The following is a 15,289-nucleotide window of genomic DNA, read 5'->3' as shown; positions in this document are numbered from 1 at the left end:
GACACCGTTCTTTCCCTCCCCCTTCCCCTTCTTTCGTTTTCCATCCAAGGAGCAACCGACATGGCCGACCTGAACGCCACCTTCGAAGCCGCCGTAGCCAATTCCAAGAACCTCAGCGAGCGCCCCGACAACGCCACGCTGCTCAAGATCTACGCGCTGTACAAGCAGGCCACCGCGGGCGACAACACCGAGAAGAAGCCCAGCTTCTCCGACATGGTGGGCCGTGCCAAATGGGACGCGTGGGAAAAGCTCAAGGGCACCGAAGCGGATGCCGCCAAGCAGCAATATGTCGACCTGATCACGTCACTCCAGTAGCCCCCTGAGGCGCTGCGCGCCTTTCCCCTCAGGGGGGACACGCCACCGGTGGCCCGGCAAAGCCGGTTCCATGGTGACACTGGTCTGGGCCCTGCCCCTTGGTGGGCAGGCTGGCGGAGTCAAAAACAAGCGGCCTCGGCCGCTTGTTTTTTGGCAGATCCTCAGCAACCAGAGAAAAATCAGGCGCTACCGCTTGCTGGGTAAGCGCCAAGCGCTTCAATTTTTATAGCGTCGTAACCCAGCTCGGCCAGCAGCTCCGCATTGTGCTCACCCACCCGGGGCGGCGAGAGGCGCACGCCGGGGCGCTGGCCGTCCATGGCCAGCGGCAGCAGCACCGTCTGGGTGGCGCGGCCATCGGGCAGGGTCATGGGGGCCAGGGCGCCGGTGGCGTTGAGGTGGGGGTCGTCCAGCAGGTCCTCTGGCCGCGTGATGGGCGCAAAGGGCAGGGCGTGGCGCTCGAACACGTCGGCCAGGTGCGCGGCGCTGAAGGGCGCGAGCCGCTCGCGCAAGAGCGGCATCATCCAGGCGCGTTCGCGCACGCGGTCGTTGTTGCTGGCCAGGCGCGGGTCGGCCTTCAGGTCGGCAAAGCCGAAGGCATCGCAGAACACCGCCCAGGCGCCACCGCTCACCACGGCCAGGAAGATCTGCTCGCCGTCCTTCACCTGGAACACGTCGTAGATCGCCCAGGCCGAGATGCGAGCGGGCATGGGGGCGGCCGGCTGGCCGGTGACGGCGAACTGCATGATGTGCTGCGCGACGAGGAACACGTTGTTCTCGAACAGCGCGCTCTGCACCTCCTGGCCGCGCCCGGTCTTCTCGCGCTGTGCGAGCGCGGCCATGGCGCCGATCGCGCCGAACATGCCGCCCATGATGTCGTTCACGCTGGTGCCCGCGCGCAGCGGGTCGCCGGGCCGGCCGGTCATGTAGGCCAGGCCGCCCATCATCTGCACCACTTCATCCAGGGCGGTGCGGTGGTCGTACGGGCCGGGCAGAAAGCCCTTGTGGCTCACGTAGATGAGGCGCGGGTTCAGGGCCTTCAGGCTCGGGTAGTCCAGTCCCAGCTTCTGCATGGTGCCGGGCTTGAAGTTCTCGCTCACGATGTCGGCCGTCGCGATCAGGCGCAGCACGGCCTCCTTGCCCTCGGGGGTTTCCAGGTCCAGCGCCAGGCTCTTCTTGTTGCGGTTGAACAGCGGGAAGAAGCCCGCCCCCGACCCGCGCAGCTTGCGCGTGGCATCGCCCTCGCGGCCATGGCCGATGGGCTCGACCTTGATGACCTCGGCCCCCAGGTCGGCCAGCACCAGGCCGCAGGTGGGGCCCATGACCATGTGGGTGAACTCCACCACGCGGATGCCGGTGTAGGGCAGGGCGGTCCGGCCGCCGCCTGGGGCGCTCTCGTTGTTTTCAGGCATGTGGTGTCTCCTGGGTCCAGCCCTTGGGCAGGCCCGCTTCGGGCGTCATCCCGTAGACCGGTTCGCCGGGCAGCCCCGCCTGCAACGGCACGCGGGCCGCGAAGAGCTTGTGCAGGTCCACACCCGTGGACAGACCCATGGCCTCGAACATGAACACCAGGTCTTCGGTGACCACGTTGCCGGAGGCGCCCGGCGCATAGGGGCAGCCGCCCAGGCCGCCCAGCGATGCGTCGAAGGTGCGCACTCCCACGTCGTATGCGGCCAGGCAGTTGGCCAGGCCCAGGCCGCGCGTGTTGTGCATGTGGGCCGCGCCGGCGCGCGGGCCGATCTCGCTGCGCAGCCGCGTGAACAGGCGGCGCACCTGCGCGGGGTTGGCCATGCCGGTGGTGTCCGACAGGCCGACCTCGTCCACGCCCGCCGCCACGCAACTGGCGGCCAGGCGGATCACGTCGTCCTCGGGCACTTCGCCCTGCAGCGTGCAGCCGAACGCGGTGGAAATGCCCACTTCCACCAGCACCTGCGGCGCGGTCTCGGCGCGCAGGCGGGTGATGGCGCGCAGCTCGTCCACCATGGCGTCCGGGCTCTTGCGCACATTGGCCAGTGAATGCGCCGCGCTGGCCGACACGGGCAGCGTGATCTTGTGCACGCCGCTGGCCAGCGCGGCCTCGGCGCCGCGCAGGTTGGGCACCAGGGCCATCACGGTGATGCCGGGGTGGGTGAGCGCGTGGCGCACCACCTCGGCCACGTCGGCCATCTGCGGCAGCAGCCGCGCGGGCACGAAGGAGCCGACTTCAATTTCGCGCAGGCCCGCCGCCACGAGCGCGTCGATCCAGCGCAGCTTGTGCTGCGTGGGCATGGTGGCTTTCACGGACTGCAAGCCGTCGCGCGGGCCTACTTCGCTGATGAGGATGTCGGGGACGGGCATGGGCGGATTCCTGCGGGGCTGGCCGAGCGCCGGGGCTTGACGCTGCGGAGGGTTGTCGTTCTAATAGATGGAACGAAGTTCTTTCTATTGAAATGATTGACGGTTTGCGCTTTTGCGTCAAGCCCCCGCCCCTGCGTCCTGTTTCCACCCCGCGCCCGCATGCCCCGCAAATCCACCCATGAATCCCTGGCCGATGCCGATGCCGCCCCGGGCGGCGTGGCGGCCGTGGACCGCGCGCTCACGCTGCTGGGTGCGTTCCGGCAGGGCGACGGTGCCCTGCCGCTCGCGGAACTGGCCACGCGCACGCAGCTGCACAAGAGCACGGCGCTGCGCCTGCTCGCATCGCTGGAGCATGCACGATGGGTGCAGCGGCTCGCGGACGGCCGCTACGCCCTGGGCCCCGAGGTGGCGCGGCTGTATGCGCTGTACGCCGCCGCGTTCTCCCTCGACCGGGTGGTGCTGCCGGTGCTGCGCGATCTGGTGGCCGCCACGGGCGAAAGCGCGGCCTACCACGTGCGCCAGGGGGACGTGCGCCTGTGCCAGTTCCGGGTGGATTCGCCACACCCCGTGCGCGACCACATTCGCGCGGGCGATCTGCTGCCGCTCGAGCGTGGCACGGGCGGGCGGGTGCTGGTGGCGTTCGATCCGGCTCCCGGGCGCGTGCCGGGCGCGCGGGACCGCGCGCTGCATGCGCGCATCCGGGCCGATGGCTATGCCGCCAGCGTGGGCGACCGGCTCGACGAGGTCGCCGGAATCTCGGCACCGGTTTTCCATGCCGATGGCAGCCTGGCGGCGGCGGTCACGCTGACCATGCCCGCGCACCGCTATGACGAGCGCTACGTGAAGGCGGTGCTGGAGGCGGCACGCCGCCTGAACGGGCAGGTGTAGCCAGAAGAGGCTGAGACAGAGGTGGTGCGCGGGATTGGGCAGAAGGGCAGTTTGCGCTGCCGTTTCGCCAACCCGGCCTGCAATATGCGGCAGTTCTGGCGATTCACATTGCTGCGGCGCTCCGGGAAACTTGTCCCATCCCTTACGGAGACAAGCACCATGCGTTCCCAGAACACCTTCACCACCCTGTACCTCAGCGCGCCCGATGTCATCGACCTGGTGCGCCGCAAGGGCATCGAGGCCTGCCTGCGCGGCATCGCCGACAACATCCATGCCGATTTCCTGCGCTGGCAGGCGTTCGACAAGTCGGCGCGCGTGGCCAGCCATTCGCGGGACGGCGTGATCGAGCTCATGCCCATCGCCGACGGGGAGACGTATGCCTTCAAGTACGTCAACGGCCACCCGCGCAACACCCGGCTGGGCCTGTCGACCGTGATGGCGTTCGGCGTGCTGGCCGACGTGGCCACGGGGGCGCCCCTGCTGCTGAGCGAGCTCACGCTCACCACGGCGCTGCGCACGGCCGCCATGTCGGCGGTGGCCGCACGTGCCCTGGCACGCCCCGGCGCGCGCACCATGGCGCTCATCGGCAACGGTGCGCAAAGCGAGTTCCAGGCGCTGGCGTTCCACCACCTGCTGGGCGTCGACACGCTGCGGCTGTTCGACACCGACCCGGCCGCCACCGCCAAGCTGCAGGCCAACCTGCAGGGCGGCGGCCTGCGCACCGTGGCCTGCGCCAGCGCGGCCGAGGCCGTGCGCGGCGCCGACATCGTGACCACGGTGACGGCCGACAAGACCAACGCCACCATCCTCACGCCGGACATGCTGGCGCCCGGCATGCACATCAATGCGGTGGGCGGCGACTGCCCCGGCAAGACGGAGCTGCATGCCGACGTGTTGCGCCAGGCGCAGGTGTTCGTCGAATATGCGCCGCAGACGCGCATCGAGGGCGATATCCAGCAACTGCCGTCCGACTTCGCGGTGACCGAGTTGTGGGAGGTGCTGGCGGGCCGCCTGCCGGGCCGCGGCAGCGATGCGCAGGTGACCGTGTTCGACTCGGTGGGCTTCGCGCTGGAGGATTTTTCCGCGCTGCGGTTCATGCGCCATGCCGCGGCCGAACTGGGGGTGGGCCAGCCCATCGAACTCATCCCCGAACTGTCCGACCCCAAGAACCTGTTTGGCGTGCTGCACGCGCGCGGCCCCTTGCTGCGCGCGGCGGCCTGAGGACGTGCCCGCCCCGTCAGTCGCGCCACACCACGCTGTCGGCAGGGTCTGCCCGCGTGGTGCGAAAGTGGTTGGCGGGGTGCGCGGGGTCGGCCAGGCCGAACGAGATGCCGCAGACGATGGTGCGGTCCGCGCCGATGCCCAGCACCTCGCGCAGCACGCCGGGGTACGAGGCCAGCGCGGCCTGCGCGATGGAGCCCACGCCCAGGCTGTGCGCGGCCAGCATGAAGCTTGACACGTACGCGCCGCAGTCCACCGCGCCATAGACGCCCAGCGCCTCATCGCTGCTGACGATGGCCACATGCGGCGCGCCGAACATCGTGAAGTTCTGCGCCGCCTGTTGCGCCGAGGCCTCGCGGTCGCCCTTGGCGATGCCCAGGGCCTCGTACAGTCCCCAGCCGCATTCACGCCGCCGCTCCTGGTACACGCCCCGGTATTCGCGGGGCCAGGGCAGGTCGGGCGCAGGGGCTGCCGCGGACATGTGCGACTGCAGTGCGCCGCGCAGGCGCTCGAGCGTGGCGCCGCTGGCAATGGTGAGCTGCCAGGGCTGCGCGTTGCACCACGAGGCCGTGCGTTGCGCGGTGGCCAGGATGGCTTGCATGGTGGTGCGCGGCAGGGGTTCGGGCAGAAAGGCGCGGCAGCTGTAGCGGGTGTGAAGCAGCGCGGACAGGGTGTCGAACGCCGGGCTGTGGGCGGCGGTGGCGGTGGATGTCATGGTCCGGGCCCTGGCGGCTACGCCTTCTTGGCCTTGGCCGCAGGTTTGGCCGCCGCCTTGGTACCCGGCTTGCCGGCGCCCGCCTCTGCCGCGTGTTTCTTCTTGTCGGTGGCGGGCTTCTTGGTGCCGGGGTGGGGCGCATTGAGCAGGGCATCGAGCTGTTCGCCAATTTCGGCCTCGATGCGGTCCTTGAACGCGCCGAACAGAAAACCCAGCTGGGCCTTCATCTCGAACTGCCGCGCGTCCACGAGCAGCGTGCCCTTGACGCCCGAGCGCGTGAAGGTGAGCGTGTCTTCGGTGTCGCCCTCTTCATAGACACATTCCATGTCGAATTTTTCCTCGGCCTTCTCGGCCCAGGAGAAGGCGATCTTGCGGGCCTCTTTCAGGCCCAGGTGGTGTTCGCGATGGATGTGGATGTCAGGCACAGGGTGTCTCCTTAAGAGGATTTTTGTGGGGGCTGCGCGGGCAGCAGGGCACGCAAGGCCTCGCGGCGCTGCGGCTGGGGCTGCTGCGCCAGCTGCCGTACGACATCATAAAACCGGGGCCAGTCGCGGCCCTGCTGTTCGAACAGGGCCTCGAACGCGGGCACGAGTTCGTCGTAGGCCGCCTGGGCGGCAAAGCTCGCGTTGTTGGCCTTGGCCACCCAGCGGTCGTAGCCTGCCACCTGGGCCGTGGTGACCGAAGGCTGGGTGCCCGAAGCCGTGCCCAGCCACTGCGCGCGCAGTTGGGCGTAGCGCCCGCGGAATGCCTGCATTGCTTCATTTTTAATAGCATTCAGCGCTTGATCGTCCAGCGCCAGGGCATCTTTTTGTGCATAGATGGCGGCCAGCTGCTCGCGCGTGGCGCGCGTGAGCGCGCGGAACGCGCCGCGCCGCGCCTCGCTGGTGGCGTAGGCCTCGCGCGCCTGGGGGGTGGAATGGGTGGCCAGCCACCGCGCCACGCCAATGCGTTCGACCGCCGTGGCAAAGGACTCGTTGAACAGCGTGTCCCCTTCGGCATACACCACCTGGTGCGCCAGTTCGTGGAACAGCAGGCGCACGAAGTCGCCCTCGGGCCAGGAGATGAAGGTGGAAAGCAGCGGGTCGCCCCCCGCCCAGTTCATGTAGCCCAGCGTGGAGTACGCGGGCACGCCGTACACCTCCACCTCCAGCCCCTGCGCGGCGAGCTGGTCGGCCTCGGCCTGGGCGTCGGCCTGGGCGAAGTAGCCGCGGTAGCCGATGCAGCCCGTGACCGGAAAGCACCAGGTGTGCAGCGTGAGCGCGTGCGGCGGCGCGGCCACCACGTTCCACACGGCGGCGGGGCGTTTCAGGTCGGCGTAGCGGCGGTAGCTTGCGTTGTCGGGCAGGCCCAGCTCGGCCACGGCGAAGGCCCGGGCGCGCTGCGCCAGCTGCAGGCGCTCGCGCAGCGCGGGCGCGATGTCGGTGCGTGCCACCCAGCGGTCGATGGGCTCGGCCGACTGCATGAGTTCCAGGTGCCCCACCATGGACTGCCAGTAGTAGCCCAGCGAACCGGTCGTGCTGGCACACCCGGACAGTGCAAGGCAAAGCAACGGGGCGGACACGGCCCGCAGGCGGGGGAGAAACTGGCGCATGGGGGCAGTTTATGGGCAGAAGATCGCGCCGGGCGTCCGAATGGTTGTCAGCAGCGTGGCCGGTGCAGTTTCTAGAATGCGGCGCATGACCGCCGAACCCACCCCCGACCTGCCTGCCGGCCTGTTCGCCGACGAGGCCGGTTGCCCGCGCTGCGCCTGGTGCCAGGCCACGCCCTTCTACCGCCACTACCACGACCACGAATGGGGCTTTCCCGTGGCGGACGACCGGCGGCTGTTCGAGAAGATCTGCCTGGAGGGTTTTCAGTCGGGCCTGAGCTGGCTCACCATCCTGAACAAGCGCGAGGGCTTTCGCGCGGCGTTTGCCCACTTCGACGCGGAGCAGGTCGCCGCCTTCGGCCCGGCCGACGTCGAGCGCCTGGTGCAGGACGCGGCCATCGTGCGCCACCGGGGCAAGATCGAGTCCACCATCAACAACGCGCGGCGCGTGCTGGAGCTGCGGCGCGAGTTCGGATCGCTGGCGCACTACGCCTGGCGCTATGAGCCTTCCTCCGCCGACCGGCCCGGGCGCCTCACGCGCGAGGTGGCGCGCACCCTGTCCACTTCGCCCGCGTCCATCGCCCTGTCCAAGGACCTGAAAAAACGCGGCTGGAGTTTCGTGGGCCCCACCACGGTGTACGCCTTCATGCAGGCCATGGGGCTCGTGAACGACCACCTGGAAGGCTGCCATTCGCGCGCCACGGCGCTGCGGGCGCGCGCGGAGTTTGTGCCGCCGCGCGGCTGATCAGGGCCGCGCCACCGGCCGCAGAACCCACAGCGCCGCCAGCGCCGCGAGGCCTAGCAGCGTGGTGGCCCACAGGGCGGCTGCGCCCACGCCATCGAGCAGCATGCCGAACAGCACCGGCGCGAAGGCCTGCGCCACGCGGGCGGGCACCATCATCAGGCCCTGGCGCGCGCCGTAGCCGGCGGGCCCGAACAACACCAGCGGCAGCGTGCCCTTGGCGATGGTCAGGATGCCGTTGCCGGCCCCGTGCAGCACGGTGAACACCAGCGCGGCCGGGCCGCCCACCACCATGAGCAAGGCCGCGCCCACCGGGTGGGCCGCGGCCGCCAGCTGCGCAGACAGCAAGGGGTGCAGGCGGCGCAGGAAGCCGAACTCCAGCAACCGCGCCGCCACCTGGGCCGGGCCGACCAGCGCGGCCAGGGCCACCGCCGCCTGCAGCGAGGTGCCGCTGGCCTGCAGCAGGCGCGGCAGGTGGGCGGCCATGGCCGTGCTGGTGAACCAGGTGACGGCGAAAACGAAGGACAGCAGCACGGTGGTGCGCACAGCGTGGCCTGGCGCAGGCACTGCGGGCGCCACCGGCGTGGCGGCGGGGGCGGCGCCCGCTGGTGCGGCCGGGGCATGCTCGCCGGGCGCGGTGCGGGGCAGCCAGCCATTCAGCGGCACGCCCACCAGCAGGTGCAGCGCGGCCCAGCCCGCGCACGCGCCGCGCCAGCCCCAGTGCACCTCCATCCAGGCCGACAGCGGCCAGCCCACCGTGCTGGCAAAGCCCGCGATCAGCGTGATGCCGGTGATGGCGCCGCGCGCGCCCTGCCCATACAGGCGCACCAGCGTGGCAAAGGCCGCTTCGTACAGGCCCGATCCCATGGCCACGCCCATCAGCACCCAGGCGGCAAACAGGCCCACCGGGCCCTGTGCCAGTGCCATGCCCGCCAGGCTGGTGGCAAACAGCAGGTTGGTGCCCACCAGCACCGGCCGGCCGCCATGGCGGTCGATGGTCCGGCCCGCCAGCGGCCCCAGCAGGGCGGACACGATGAGCGCCAGCGAGAACGCGGCGAACACGGTGGGCGTGGCCACGCCCAGGTCGCGCGCCATGGGCACGGCCAGCATGGCGGGCAGGTAGTAGGACGAGGCCCAGGCCAGGGTCTGGGCCGTGCCCAGGCGCGCCACGGTCCAGCGCTGTGGCGCGGCGCTCATGCCGTGCGAGGCGCCACGGTCTCAGACACGCTGGCCCTGGGCGTTGACGACGACCTCGCCATCTTCCTTGGTGAAGGCGCCTTGCTGGGGCGAGGGCAGGATGTCCAGCACCTTTTCCGAGGGACGGCACAGCCGCGTGCCCAGCGGCGTTGCGACGAGGGGGCGGTTGATGAGGATGGGGTGGGCCAGCATCGCGTCGATGAGCTGGTCATCGGTGACGCCGGGCGCATCCAGTTGCAGTTCGGTAAAAACCGCTTCCTTGGTGCGCACGGCGTTGATCACGGGCTCGCCCGTGGCGGCGATCAGCGCCAGCAGCGTGGCGCGGTCGGGCGGGGTCTTGAGGTATTCGATGACTTCCGGTTCGGCGCCGCTGTTGCGGATCATGGCTAGCGTGTTGCGGGACGTGCCGCATTTTGGGTTGTGATAGATGGTGATGGCGGTCATGGTGGGGCGTGGTGGTTTGCTGACGAAGGGGCGGTGTGAAGACCTGAAAGTTTGCCACCGTGCGCGGGCCAGCCCGGCAACCGCTTCAGCGCGTGCAGCAGTTGCTGGCCGGCGTCGTTCAGCGTTCCGTCGTTGCGCACTTCCAGGCTGGCCGCGCCCGGGGGCGGCATGAACGCCGCCGCACGCTGCACGCGGGCCTCCACCTCCCCGGGGGTCTCGCGGCCGCGCGAAAGCAGCCGCTCGCGCAGTACGTGCGGGCTGGCGGTGATGTGCACGGCCACCAGGTCGGGGAACCGCGCCAGTGCATCGGCCAGGTAGGCGCGCGAACCGTTGAGCAGCACCCATTGGCCGTGGGCCAGTGGCGCGAGCTGCGCGGCCCGGATGCCATAGCCCAGGCCGTTGGCCTCCCAGTGCAGGGCAAACGCCTGCTCACCGCGCAGCGCCGCGAAGGCCTCGGGCGGCACGCTCTCGTGCGCCTCGCCGCCGGGCGCGGCGGGGCGGCTGATGGTGCGCCGTGCCCAGTGCACGGGGCAGGGGGCTGGCAGGTGCGCGTGCAGCCAGCCGAGAAGGCTGTCCTTGCCCGCGCCGGAAGGGCCCATGAAGTACACCAGCCGGGCCGTCATGCGCCCAGCTCCAGGTGGTCCAGCAGCACGAAGTCGGCGCCCGGCGCGGGCTCGGCGAACAGTGCCAGGCTGTTGAAGCGCAGCGGGGGCAGGTCGGCGAAGAACTGCTCGGCCGCATCGAGCACCAGTTCCACGGTGTCTTCGCGCTCGCCCGCGAGGGAGCCGGTCAGTGACAGGTGGAAGCGGAACTCCTCCAGCACGAAGGGGTAGCCCCACTGCTGCAACAGCGCATCCTGCCGGGGCGTGAGCCCGGCCGCGCGGCGGCGCGCCAGGTCGCTGGCGGACAGGGGCGCCGCCAGCGGCTGCAGCTGCGTCACGCAGGTGGCGGCTGCGGCCTGGATCTCGGCGTTGGCCGGGTGCGAGGGCATGGGCACCAGCGCGAGGAAGTCGTCGATGCGCTGGACCTGCAGGGGCGGCATGCTGAAGGGGCGCAGGCTGTCGGCCAGCGTCTGCACGGCATGCTGCAGCGTGAGCCAGTCCACGCCCGGTGCCAGCGCAAACGGCGCCTTGAGCGTGGCATGCCAGCCGTAGCGGCGCGGGGCGGCGGTCAGGCGCTCCAGTTCTTCCTTGGCCACGCCGTGGATGTCCAGTTGTGGCAGGGGCCGCAGCAGCGCCGCGCAGCGGCCCAGCCAGTGGCTGCCGGCCAGCCAGGCCAGGGTGCCGGGGTGGGGAGCGAAGTACACCGCATAGCGGTGGGCCGCCGTGGGGGCCGTGGCGTGGTTATTCGTCATGGGTGATGGTGAGTTTGACGCGGTCGCCCGCGAACCAGGCGCGCGCCCATTCGATGGGCGTGCCGGCCAGGTCCACATTCAGGCTCTCGACCAGCAGCACCGGGCGCGCGGCGGGCTGGCGCAGCTCGGCGGCCACGGCGGCATCGGGCAGCTCGGCGGTGATGCGGCTCTCGCGCCGCGTGTAGTCGGCCACGCCATGCGCGGTGAAGCCGGCGGTGATGGAGCCGGTCTCGCGCACCACGGCCGCCAGGCCCGCGAAGCGGGGCAGGGGAAAGTAGCGCTCGCTCACGTGCAGCGGCTGGCCCTCGGCCTGGCCGATCACGCGCAATTGCAGCAGCGGGCTGCGCGTCGGCACCTGCAGGGCCTTGGCCAGCGCGGCCGTGGCGCGCACCGTCTGTTCCTGCAGCACCACCAGGCTGCCGCGCAGGCCGGCCTGCGCCAGGCCCTGCTGGTGGCGCACGCGCTTGCCCAGCGCCAGGTCCACCGCGAAGTCCTCCACGTAGGTGCCGCTGCCCTGGGTGATGCGCACCAGCCCCTGGCTGCACAGGCTGGCCAGCGAGCGGCGGATGGTGTGGCGGTTCACCCCGAACTGCTCGGCCAGTGCGTGCTCCGAGGGCAGGCGCTGGCCCGGGGGGTAGATGCCGCTGCCGATGGCCTCGGCCAGTTCGGCGGCGATGCGGGTCCAGAAGCTGTCGCGTGCCGGGCGTGCTGCAGGGGCGGGGTGGGCAAGAACTTGTGTGCTGGTGGTGGCTGTCATGAAACCTACATGCGCGCTGTCTAAGCTGGCGCCAGTTGTTCAATTTGTCTATACAACTTAAAGAGTACCACCTCCATGTTTCAAGCCTTTGACAACCCGGGCCCGGGCCGCCCGCTCTCGCGGGCGCACTGGATGGCGCTGCTGGCCCGCGCGCCCATCGACATCCTGGAGCCCGCGCTGCACGACCACGCCGCACTGCCTGCCCGCTGGCTGCGCGCCCCGGAAACGGGTCTGATGATGGTGCAGGGCCGCGCCGGCGGCACCGGCGAGCGCTTCAACCTGGGCGAGGTCACGGTCACCCGCTGCGCACTGCGCGTGGACGTGGACGGCGCCGATGGCGGCGAGCCCACCGTGGGCGTGGCCTACGTGCTCGGCCGCTCGCACCGCCAGGTGCAACTGGCGGCCCTGGCCGATGCGCTGCTGCAGGACCCCGCGCGCCAGGCCGGGCTCGACACCAGCCTGCTCGATCCCATCCGCCGCCACCTGGTGCAGGTGCAGTCCGAGCGCCAGGCCCGGGCGGCCAGCACGCGGGTGGACTTCTTCACCGTGGCGCGCGAGAGCGGCAGCATCAACGACGACGGCAGCGAAGAGGACCAGGAATGAGCACCACCCCTACCACCTCCCTGTCCGCACTGGGTGCGGGCTTTTCCAGCGAGGCCCTGGGCAGCCAGGGCGTGTTCCGCGCGGTGCTGCGGGCCCTGTCGCAGCCGGGCGCCCCGGTCGCCATCGTGCACGATGCCGAAGTGCCCACCACCGGGCACGCGGCCTCTGCGGCCGTGCTGCTGGCTTTGCTCGACAGCGAATGCACGCTGTGGCTGTCCCCCCAACTCGCGGCCAGCCAGGCCGGCGTGTGGCTGCGGTTTCATACCGGCTGCGTGCTGGTCGAGGCGCCCGAGCAGGCGCGCTTCGCCTGGGTGGCTGCGGGCGATGCCATGCCCGCCCTGGCCCGCCTGCAGCGCGGCAGCGACGAATACCCGGACCAGTCCGCCACCTGCGTGATCGACGTGGCGGTGCTGGCACCGGCTGGGGAGGGCGCAGGCGCCTGGCGCCTTGCGGGCCCCGGCATCCGCAGTGCGCAGCACCTGCATGTCGCGGGGTTGCCAGAGGACTTCTGCACGCAGTGGGCCGACAACCACGGTGCCTTCCCGCGCGGGGTGGACGTGGTGCTGGCCACGGCCACGCACATCGCCGGCCTGCCGCGCACCACCCGCATCGAATCACCATCCACCGTGGAGGCCTGAGCCGCATGTACGTTGCCGTCAAGGGCGGGGAAACCGCCATCCTCAACAGCTACCGCCTGCTGGCCGAGCAGCGCCGGGGCGACACGGCCGAGCCGGAACTCTCGGTGGCGCAGATCCGTGCGCAGCTCAAGCTGGCCGTGGACCGCGTGATGACCGAAGGCTCGGTCTACGACCCCGAGCTCGCGGCCCTGGCCATCAAGCAGGCCGCGGGCGACCTGGTGGAAGCCATCTTTTTGCTGCGTGCCTACCGTGCCACGCTGCCGCGCCTGGGCACCACGGTGCCGCTGGACACGGCGCGCATGGCGCTCACCCGGCGCATCTCCGCCACCTTCAAGGACCTGCCTGGCGGCCAGGTGCTCGGCCCCACCTACGACTACACCCAGCGCCTGCTTGACTTCACGCTGCTCGCGCGGGGCGATGCGCCCGCCGCCGCAGTGCCCGCACTGCTGACCGATGCGCCCGCCACCACGCCGCGCGTGGTGGACCTGCTCAACCAGGAAGGGCTGATCGAGACCCGCCCCATCCCTGAAGGCGATCCGGCCCCCGCCGACCTGACGCGCGAGCCGCTGCGCTTTCCGGCCAATCGAGCGACACGCCTGCAGAACCTGGCGCGCGGCGACGAGGGCTTTCTGCTGGCCATGGCGTATTCCACGCAGCGCGGCTACGCGCATTCGCACCCCTTCGTCGGGGAGCTGCGCCTGGGCACGGTGGCGGTGGAAGTCGTGCCCGAGGAACTGGGCTTTGCCATCTCCATCGGCGACATTGAGCTCACCGAGTGCGAGATGGTCAACCAGTTCGCGGGCAGCAAGCAGCAGCCGCCGCAGTTCACGCGCGGCTACGGCCTTGCCTTCGGCCACAGCGAGCGCAAGGCCATGGCCATGAGCCTGGTGGACCGCGCCCTGCGCGCCGACGAGCTGGGCGAGCCGGTGGAGTCGCCCGCGCAGATGCAGGAGTTCGTGCTCTCGCACAGCGACAGCCTGGAAGCCTCGGGCTTCGTGCAGCACCTGAAGCTGCCGCACTACGTGGACTTCCAGTCCGAGCTGGAGCTGGTGCGCCGCATGCGTGCCACCGCGGCCACAGCCCCTGCCGACGACACCCCCGAAGGAGACGACGCATGAACGCGCCCCACGAGCCCGCACTGATGGGCCTGCCGGCCGATGCCGCAGCCACGGACGGCCACTTCAACTTCGCTTACCTGGATGAGCGCACCAAGCGCATGATCCGCCGGGCCATCCTCAAGGCCGTGGCCATTCCGGGCTACCAGGTGCCCTTCGGTTCGCGCGAGATGCCGCTGCCCTATGGCTGGGGCACGGGCGGCATCCAGGTCACGGCGGCCATCATCGGGCCTGACGACTGCCTCAAGGTCATCGACCAGGGCTCGGACGACACGGTCAACGCCGTCAACATCCGCCGCTTCTTCGAGCGCACCACGGGCGTGGCCACCACCACGCGCACCACCGAGGCCACGCTGATCCAGACGCGCCACCGCATCCCCGAGACGCCGCTGACCGAGGGCCAGGTGCTGGTCTACCAGGTGCCGGTGCCCGAACCCATGCAGCGCCTGGAGCCGCGCGAGACCGAGACACGCACCCTGCACGGCCTGGCCGAGTACGGGCTCATGCACGTCAAGCTCTACGAGGACATCGCGCGCTACGGCCACATCGCCACCACCTACGACTACCCGGTGCTGGTCAATGGCCGCTATGTGATGGCGCCGTCGCCCATCCCCAAGTTCGACAACCCCAAGATGCACATGAACCCGGCGCTGCAGCTCTTCGGCGCGGGCCGCGAAAAGCGCATCTACGCCGTGCCGCCCTACACGCCGGTGGAAAGCCTGGGCTTCGAGGACCACCCCTTCGAGGTGCAGCGCTGGGACTGCGGCTGCGCCCTGTGCGGCGCCACGGACAGCTTCCTCGACGAGGTCATCACCGACGACCAGGGCACGCGCATGCATGTCTGTTCCGACTCGGACTACTGCCAGGAGCGCCAGGCTGCCGCGGCGGCGGCAACTGTGTCCGAAGGGGCGCCCGCATGAGCACCGTGATCCTGCGCGAAGCCACCGAGGCCGATCTCGACGAGGTGCTGGCCCTGTACCAGGGCATCGAGGACAGCCCCGAGCACGTGCTCACGCTGGAGGAGGCCCGGGCCATGCTGGTGCAGTTCAGCACCTACCCGAGCTACCGGCTGTGGGTGGCCTGCGAGAGCACCGGGTCGGGCGCCGACGTGGTCGGCACCTACACCCTGCTGGTCATGCACAACCTGGCCCACCGGGGCGCGCCTTCGGCCGTCGTCGAGGACGTGGTGGTGGCCGCCGACCGCAAGGGCCAGGGCATCGGTCGCCAGATGATGGCCCACGCCGTGCAGCTGGCGCGCGAGGTCGGTTGCTACAAGCTGGCCCTGTCGTCCCACCGCAAGCGCACCGATGCGCATGCCTTCTATGAATCCCTGGGCTTTGCGCAGCATGGCCTGAGCTTCTCCATCGAACCCTGATCG

19 protein-coding genes are annotated in these 15,289 nt (G+C 70.4%); 9 read left to right on the top strand and 10 right to left on the bottom strand.

Annotation, left to right across the window (positions count from 1 at the left end; translation table 11 throughout):
- Positions 1–60: 60 nt before the first annotated feature.
- The gene (locus AC07OC_RS21950; RefSeq protein ID WP_218297272.1) at positions 61–315 is read left to right on the top strand and encodes an acyl-CoA-binding protein; all 255 of its coding nucleotides are present in this window, start codon (positions 61–63) and stop codon (positions 313–315) included.
- Between the two features lie 179 nt (positions 316–494).
- On the opposite strand, the gene AC07OC_RS21945 is transcribed toward AC07OC_RS21950, so the two are convergent.
- Both AC07OC_RS21945 and AC07OC_RS21940 read right to left on the bottom strand, forming a co-directional pair.
- Entirely contained in the window at positions 495–1,724 is a 1,230-nt protein-coding gene (locus tag AC07OC_RS21945) for a CaiB/BaiF CoA transferase family protein (RefSeq protein ID WP_218341399.1), read from the bottom strand.
- Positions 1,717–2,649, bottom strand: a complete 933-nt coding sequence (locus AC07OC_RS21940; protein ID WP_218341400.1) for a hydroxymethylglutaryl-CoA lyase — start codon at positions 2,647–2,649, stop codon at positions 1,717–1,719. The genes AC07OC_RS21945 and AC07OC_RS21940 overlap by 8 nt, the downstream gene beginning before the upstream one ends.
- 159 nt (positions 2,650–2,808) lie before the next feature.
- On the opposite strand from AC07OC_RS21940, the gene AC07OC_RS21935 reads away from it, so the two are divergent.
- Both AC07OC_RS21935 and ocd read left to right on the top strand, forming a co-directional pair.
- Positions 2,809–3,537, top strand: a complete 729-nt coding sequence (locus tag AC07OC_RS21935) for an IclR family transcriptional regulator (protein ID WP_218341401.1) — start codon at positions 2,809–2,811, stop codon at positions 3,535–3,537.
- A 159-nt stretch (positions 3,538–3,696) separates the two neighbouring features.
- Positions 3,697–4,758, top strand: coding sequence for an ornithine cyclodeaminase (gene ocd / locus AC07OC_RS21930; RefSeq protein ID WP_218297268.1), 1,062 nt, complete (start codon positions 3,697–3,699; stop codon positions 4,756–4,758).
- A gap of 16 nt (positions 4,759–4,774) precedes the next feature.
- Here the strand turns inward: ocd and AC07OC_RS21925 are convergent, their stop codons facing one another.
- The 3 genes from AC07OC_RS21925 to AC07OC_RS21915 are packed head-to-tail and all read right to left on the bottom strand — an operon-like array spanning position 4,775 to position 7,064.
- Positions 4,775–5,473, bottom strand: a complete 699-nt coding sequence (locus tag AC07OC_RS21925; protein WP_218341402.1) for a nitroreductase — start codon at positions 5,471–5,473, stop codon at positions 4,775–4,777.
- A 17-nt stretch (positions 5,474–5,490) separates the two neighbouring features.
- On the bottom strand, positions 5,491–5,898 hold the full coding sequence (locus AC07OC_RS21920; RefSeq protein WP_218341403.1) for a polyhydroxyalkanoic acid system family protein: 408 nt from the start codon (positions 5,896–5,898) through the stop codon (positions 5,491–5,493).
- 11 nt (positions 5,899–5,909) lie between these two features.
- On the bottom strand, positions 5,910–7,064 hold the full coding sequence (locus AC07OC_RS21915) for an aminopeptidase (protein WP_218341404.1): 1,155 nt from the start codon (positions 7,062–7,064) through the stop codon (positions 5,910–5,912).
- A 76-nt stretch (positions 7,065–7,140) separates the two neighbouring features.
- On the opposite strand from AC07OC_RS21915, the gene AC07OC_RS21910 reads away from it, so the two are divergent.
- Positions 7,141–7,806: a DNA-3-methyladenine glycosylase I gene (locus tag AC07OC_RS21910; RefSeq protein ID WP_370627866.1), complete on the top strand. Its 666-nt coding sequence runs from the start codon at positions 7,141–7,143 to the stop codon at positions 7,804–7,806.
- Here the strand turns inward: AC07OC_RS21910 and AC07OC_RS21905 are convergent, their stop codons facing one another.
- From AC07OC_RS21905 to phnF, 5 genes are read right to left on the bottom strand one after another with little or no spacing between them, the layout of a single operon-like run.
- Positions 7,807–9,000 carry an MFS transporter gene (locus tag AC07OC_RS21905; RefSeq protein ID WP_218341406.1) on the bottom strand — a complete coding sequence of 398 codons (1,194 nt, stop codon included), beginning with the start codon at positions 8,998–9,000 and terminating at the stop codon, positions 7,807–7,809.
- Between the two features lie 21 nt (positions 9,001–9,021).
- Entirely contained in the window at positions 9,022–9,444 is a 423-nt protein-coding gene (arsC, locus tag AC07OC_RS21900) for an arsenate reductase (glutaredoxin) (protein ID WP_218297262.1), read from the bottom strand.
- Positions 9,441–10,067 carry a phosphonate metabolism protein/1,5-bisphosphokinase (PRPP-forming) PhnN gene (phnN, locus tag AC07OC_RS21895; protein ID WP_218297261.1) on the bottom strand — a complete coding sequence of 209 codons (627 nt, stop codon included), beginning with the start codon at positions 10,065–10,067 and terminating at the stop codon, positions 9,441–9,443. The genes arsC and phnN overlap by 4 nt, the downstream gene beginning before the upstream one ends.
- A complete protein-coding gene (locus AC07OC_RS21890; RefSeq protein WP_218341407.1) occupies positions 10,064–10,798 on the bottom strand; it encodes a DUF1045 domain-containing protein in 735 nt (244 codons plus the stop codon). Before AC07OC_RS21890 ends, phnN begins: the two co-directional genes overlap by 4 nt.
- The gene (gene phnF, locus AC07OC_RS21885; RefSeq protein WP_218341408.1) at positions 10,788–11,555 is read right to left on the bottom strand and encodes a phosphonate metabolism transcriptional regulator PhnF; all 768 of its coding nucleotides are present in this window, start codon (positions 11,553–11,555) and stop codon (positions 10,788–10,790) included. Before phnF ends, AC07OC_RS21890 begins: the two co-directional genes overlap by 11 nt.
- Positions 11,556–11,630: 75 nt before the next feature.
- On the opposite strand from phnF, the gene phnG reads away from it, so the two are divergent.
- From phnG to AC07OC_RS21860, 5 genes are read left to right on the top strand one after another with little or no spacing between them, the layout of a single operon-like run.
- Positions 11,631–12,158 carry a phosphonate C-P lyase system protein PhnG gene (gene phnG, locus AC07OC_RS21880; protein ID WP_218341409.1) on the top strand — a complete coding sequence of 176 codons (528 nt, stop codon included), beginning with the start codon at positions 11,631–11,633 and terminating at the stop codon, positions 12,156–12,158.
- Positions 12,155–12,796, top strand: a complete 642-nt coding sequence (gene phnH, locus AC07OC_RS21875; protein ID WP_218341410.1) for a phosphonate C-P lyase system protein PhnH — start codon at positions 12,155–12,157, stop codon at positions 12,794–12,796. Before phnG ends, phnH begins: the two co-directional genes overlap by 4 nt.
- Before the next feature lie 5 nt (positions 12,797–12,801).
- On the top strand, positions 12,802–13,914 hold the full coding sequence (locus AC07OC_RS21870) for a carbon-phosphorus lyase complex subunit (RefSeq protein WP_218341411.1): 1,113 nt from the start codon (positions 12,802–12,804) through the stop codon (positions 13,912–13,914).
- Positions 13,911–14,831 carry an alpha-D-ribose 1-methylphosphonate 5-phosphate C-P-lyase PhnJ gene (locus tag AC07OC_RS21865; RefSeq protein ID WP_304505102.1) on the top strand — a complete coding sequence of 307 codons (921 nt, stop codon included), beginning with the start codon at positions 13,911–13,913 and terminating at the stop codon, positions 14,829–14,831. Before AC07OC_RS21870 ends, AC07OC_RS21865 begins: the two co-directional genes overlap by 4 nt.
- Complete coding sequence (locus AC07OC_RS21860; RefSeq protein ID WP_218341412.1) at positions 14,828–15,286, top strand: GNAT family N-acetyltransferase; 459 nt, start codon at positions 14,828–14,830, stop codon at positions 15,284–15,286. Before AC07OC_RS21865 ends, AC07OC_RS21860 begins: the two co-directional genes overlap by 4 nt.
- Positions 15,287–15,289: the final 3 nt, after the last annotated feature.

The organism is Acidovorax sp. GW821-FHT10E04 (assembly GCF_059415185.1).
Note: the sequence above shows the minus strand (reverse complement) of the source record. Positions and strands in the feature narration are given on the sequence as shown.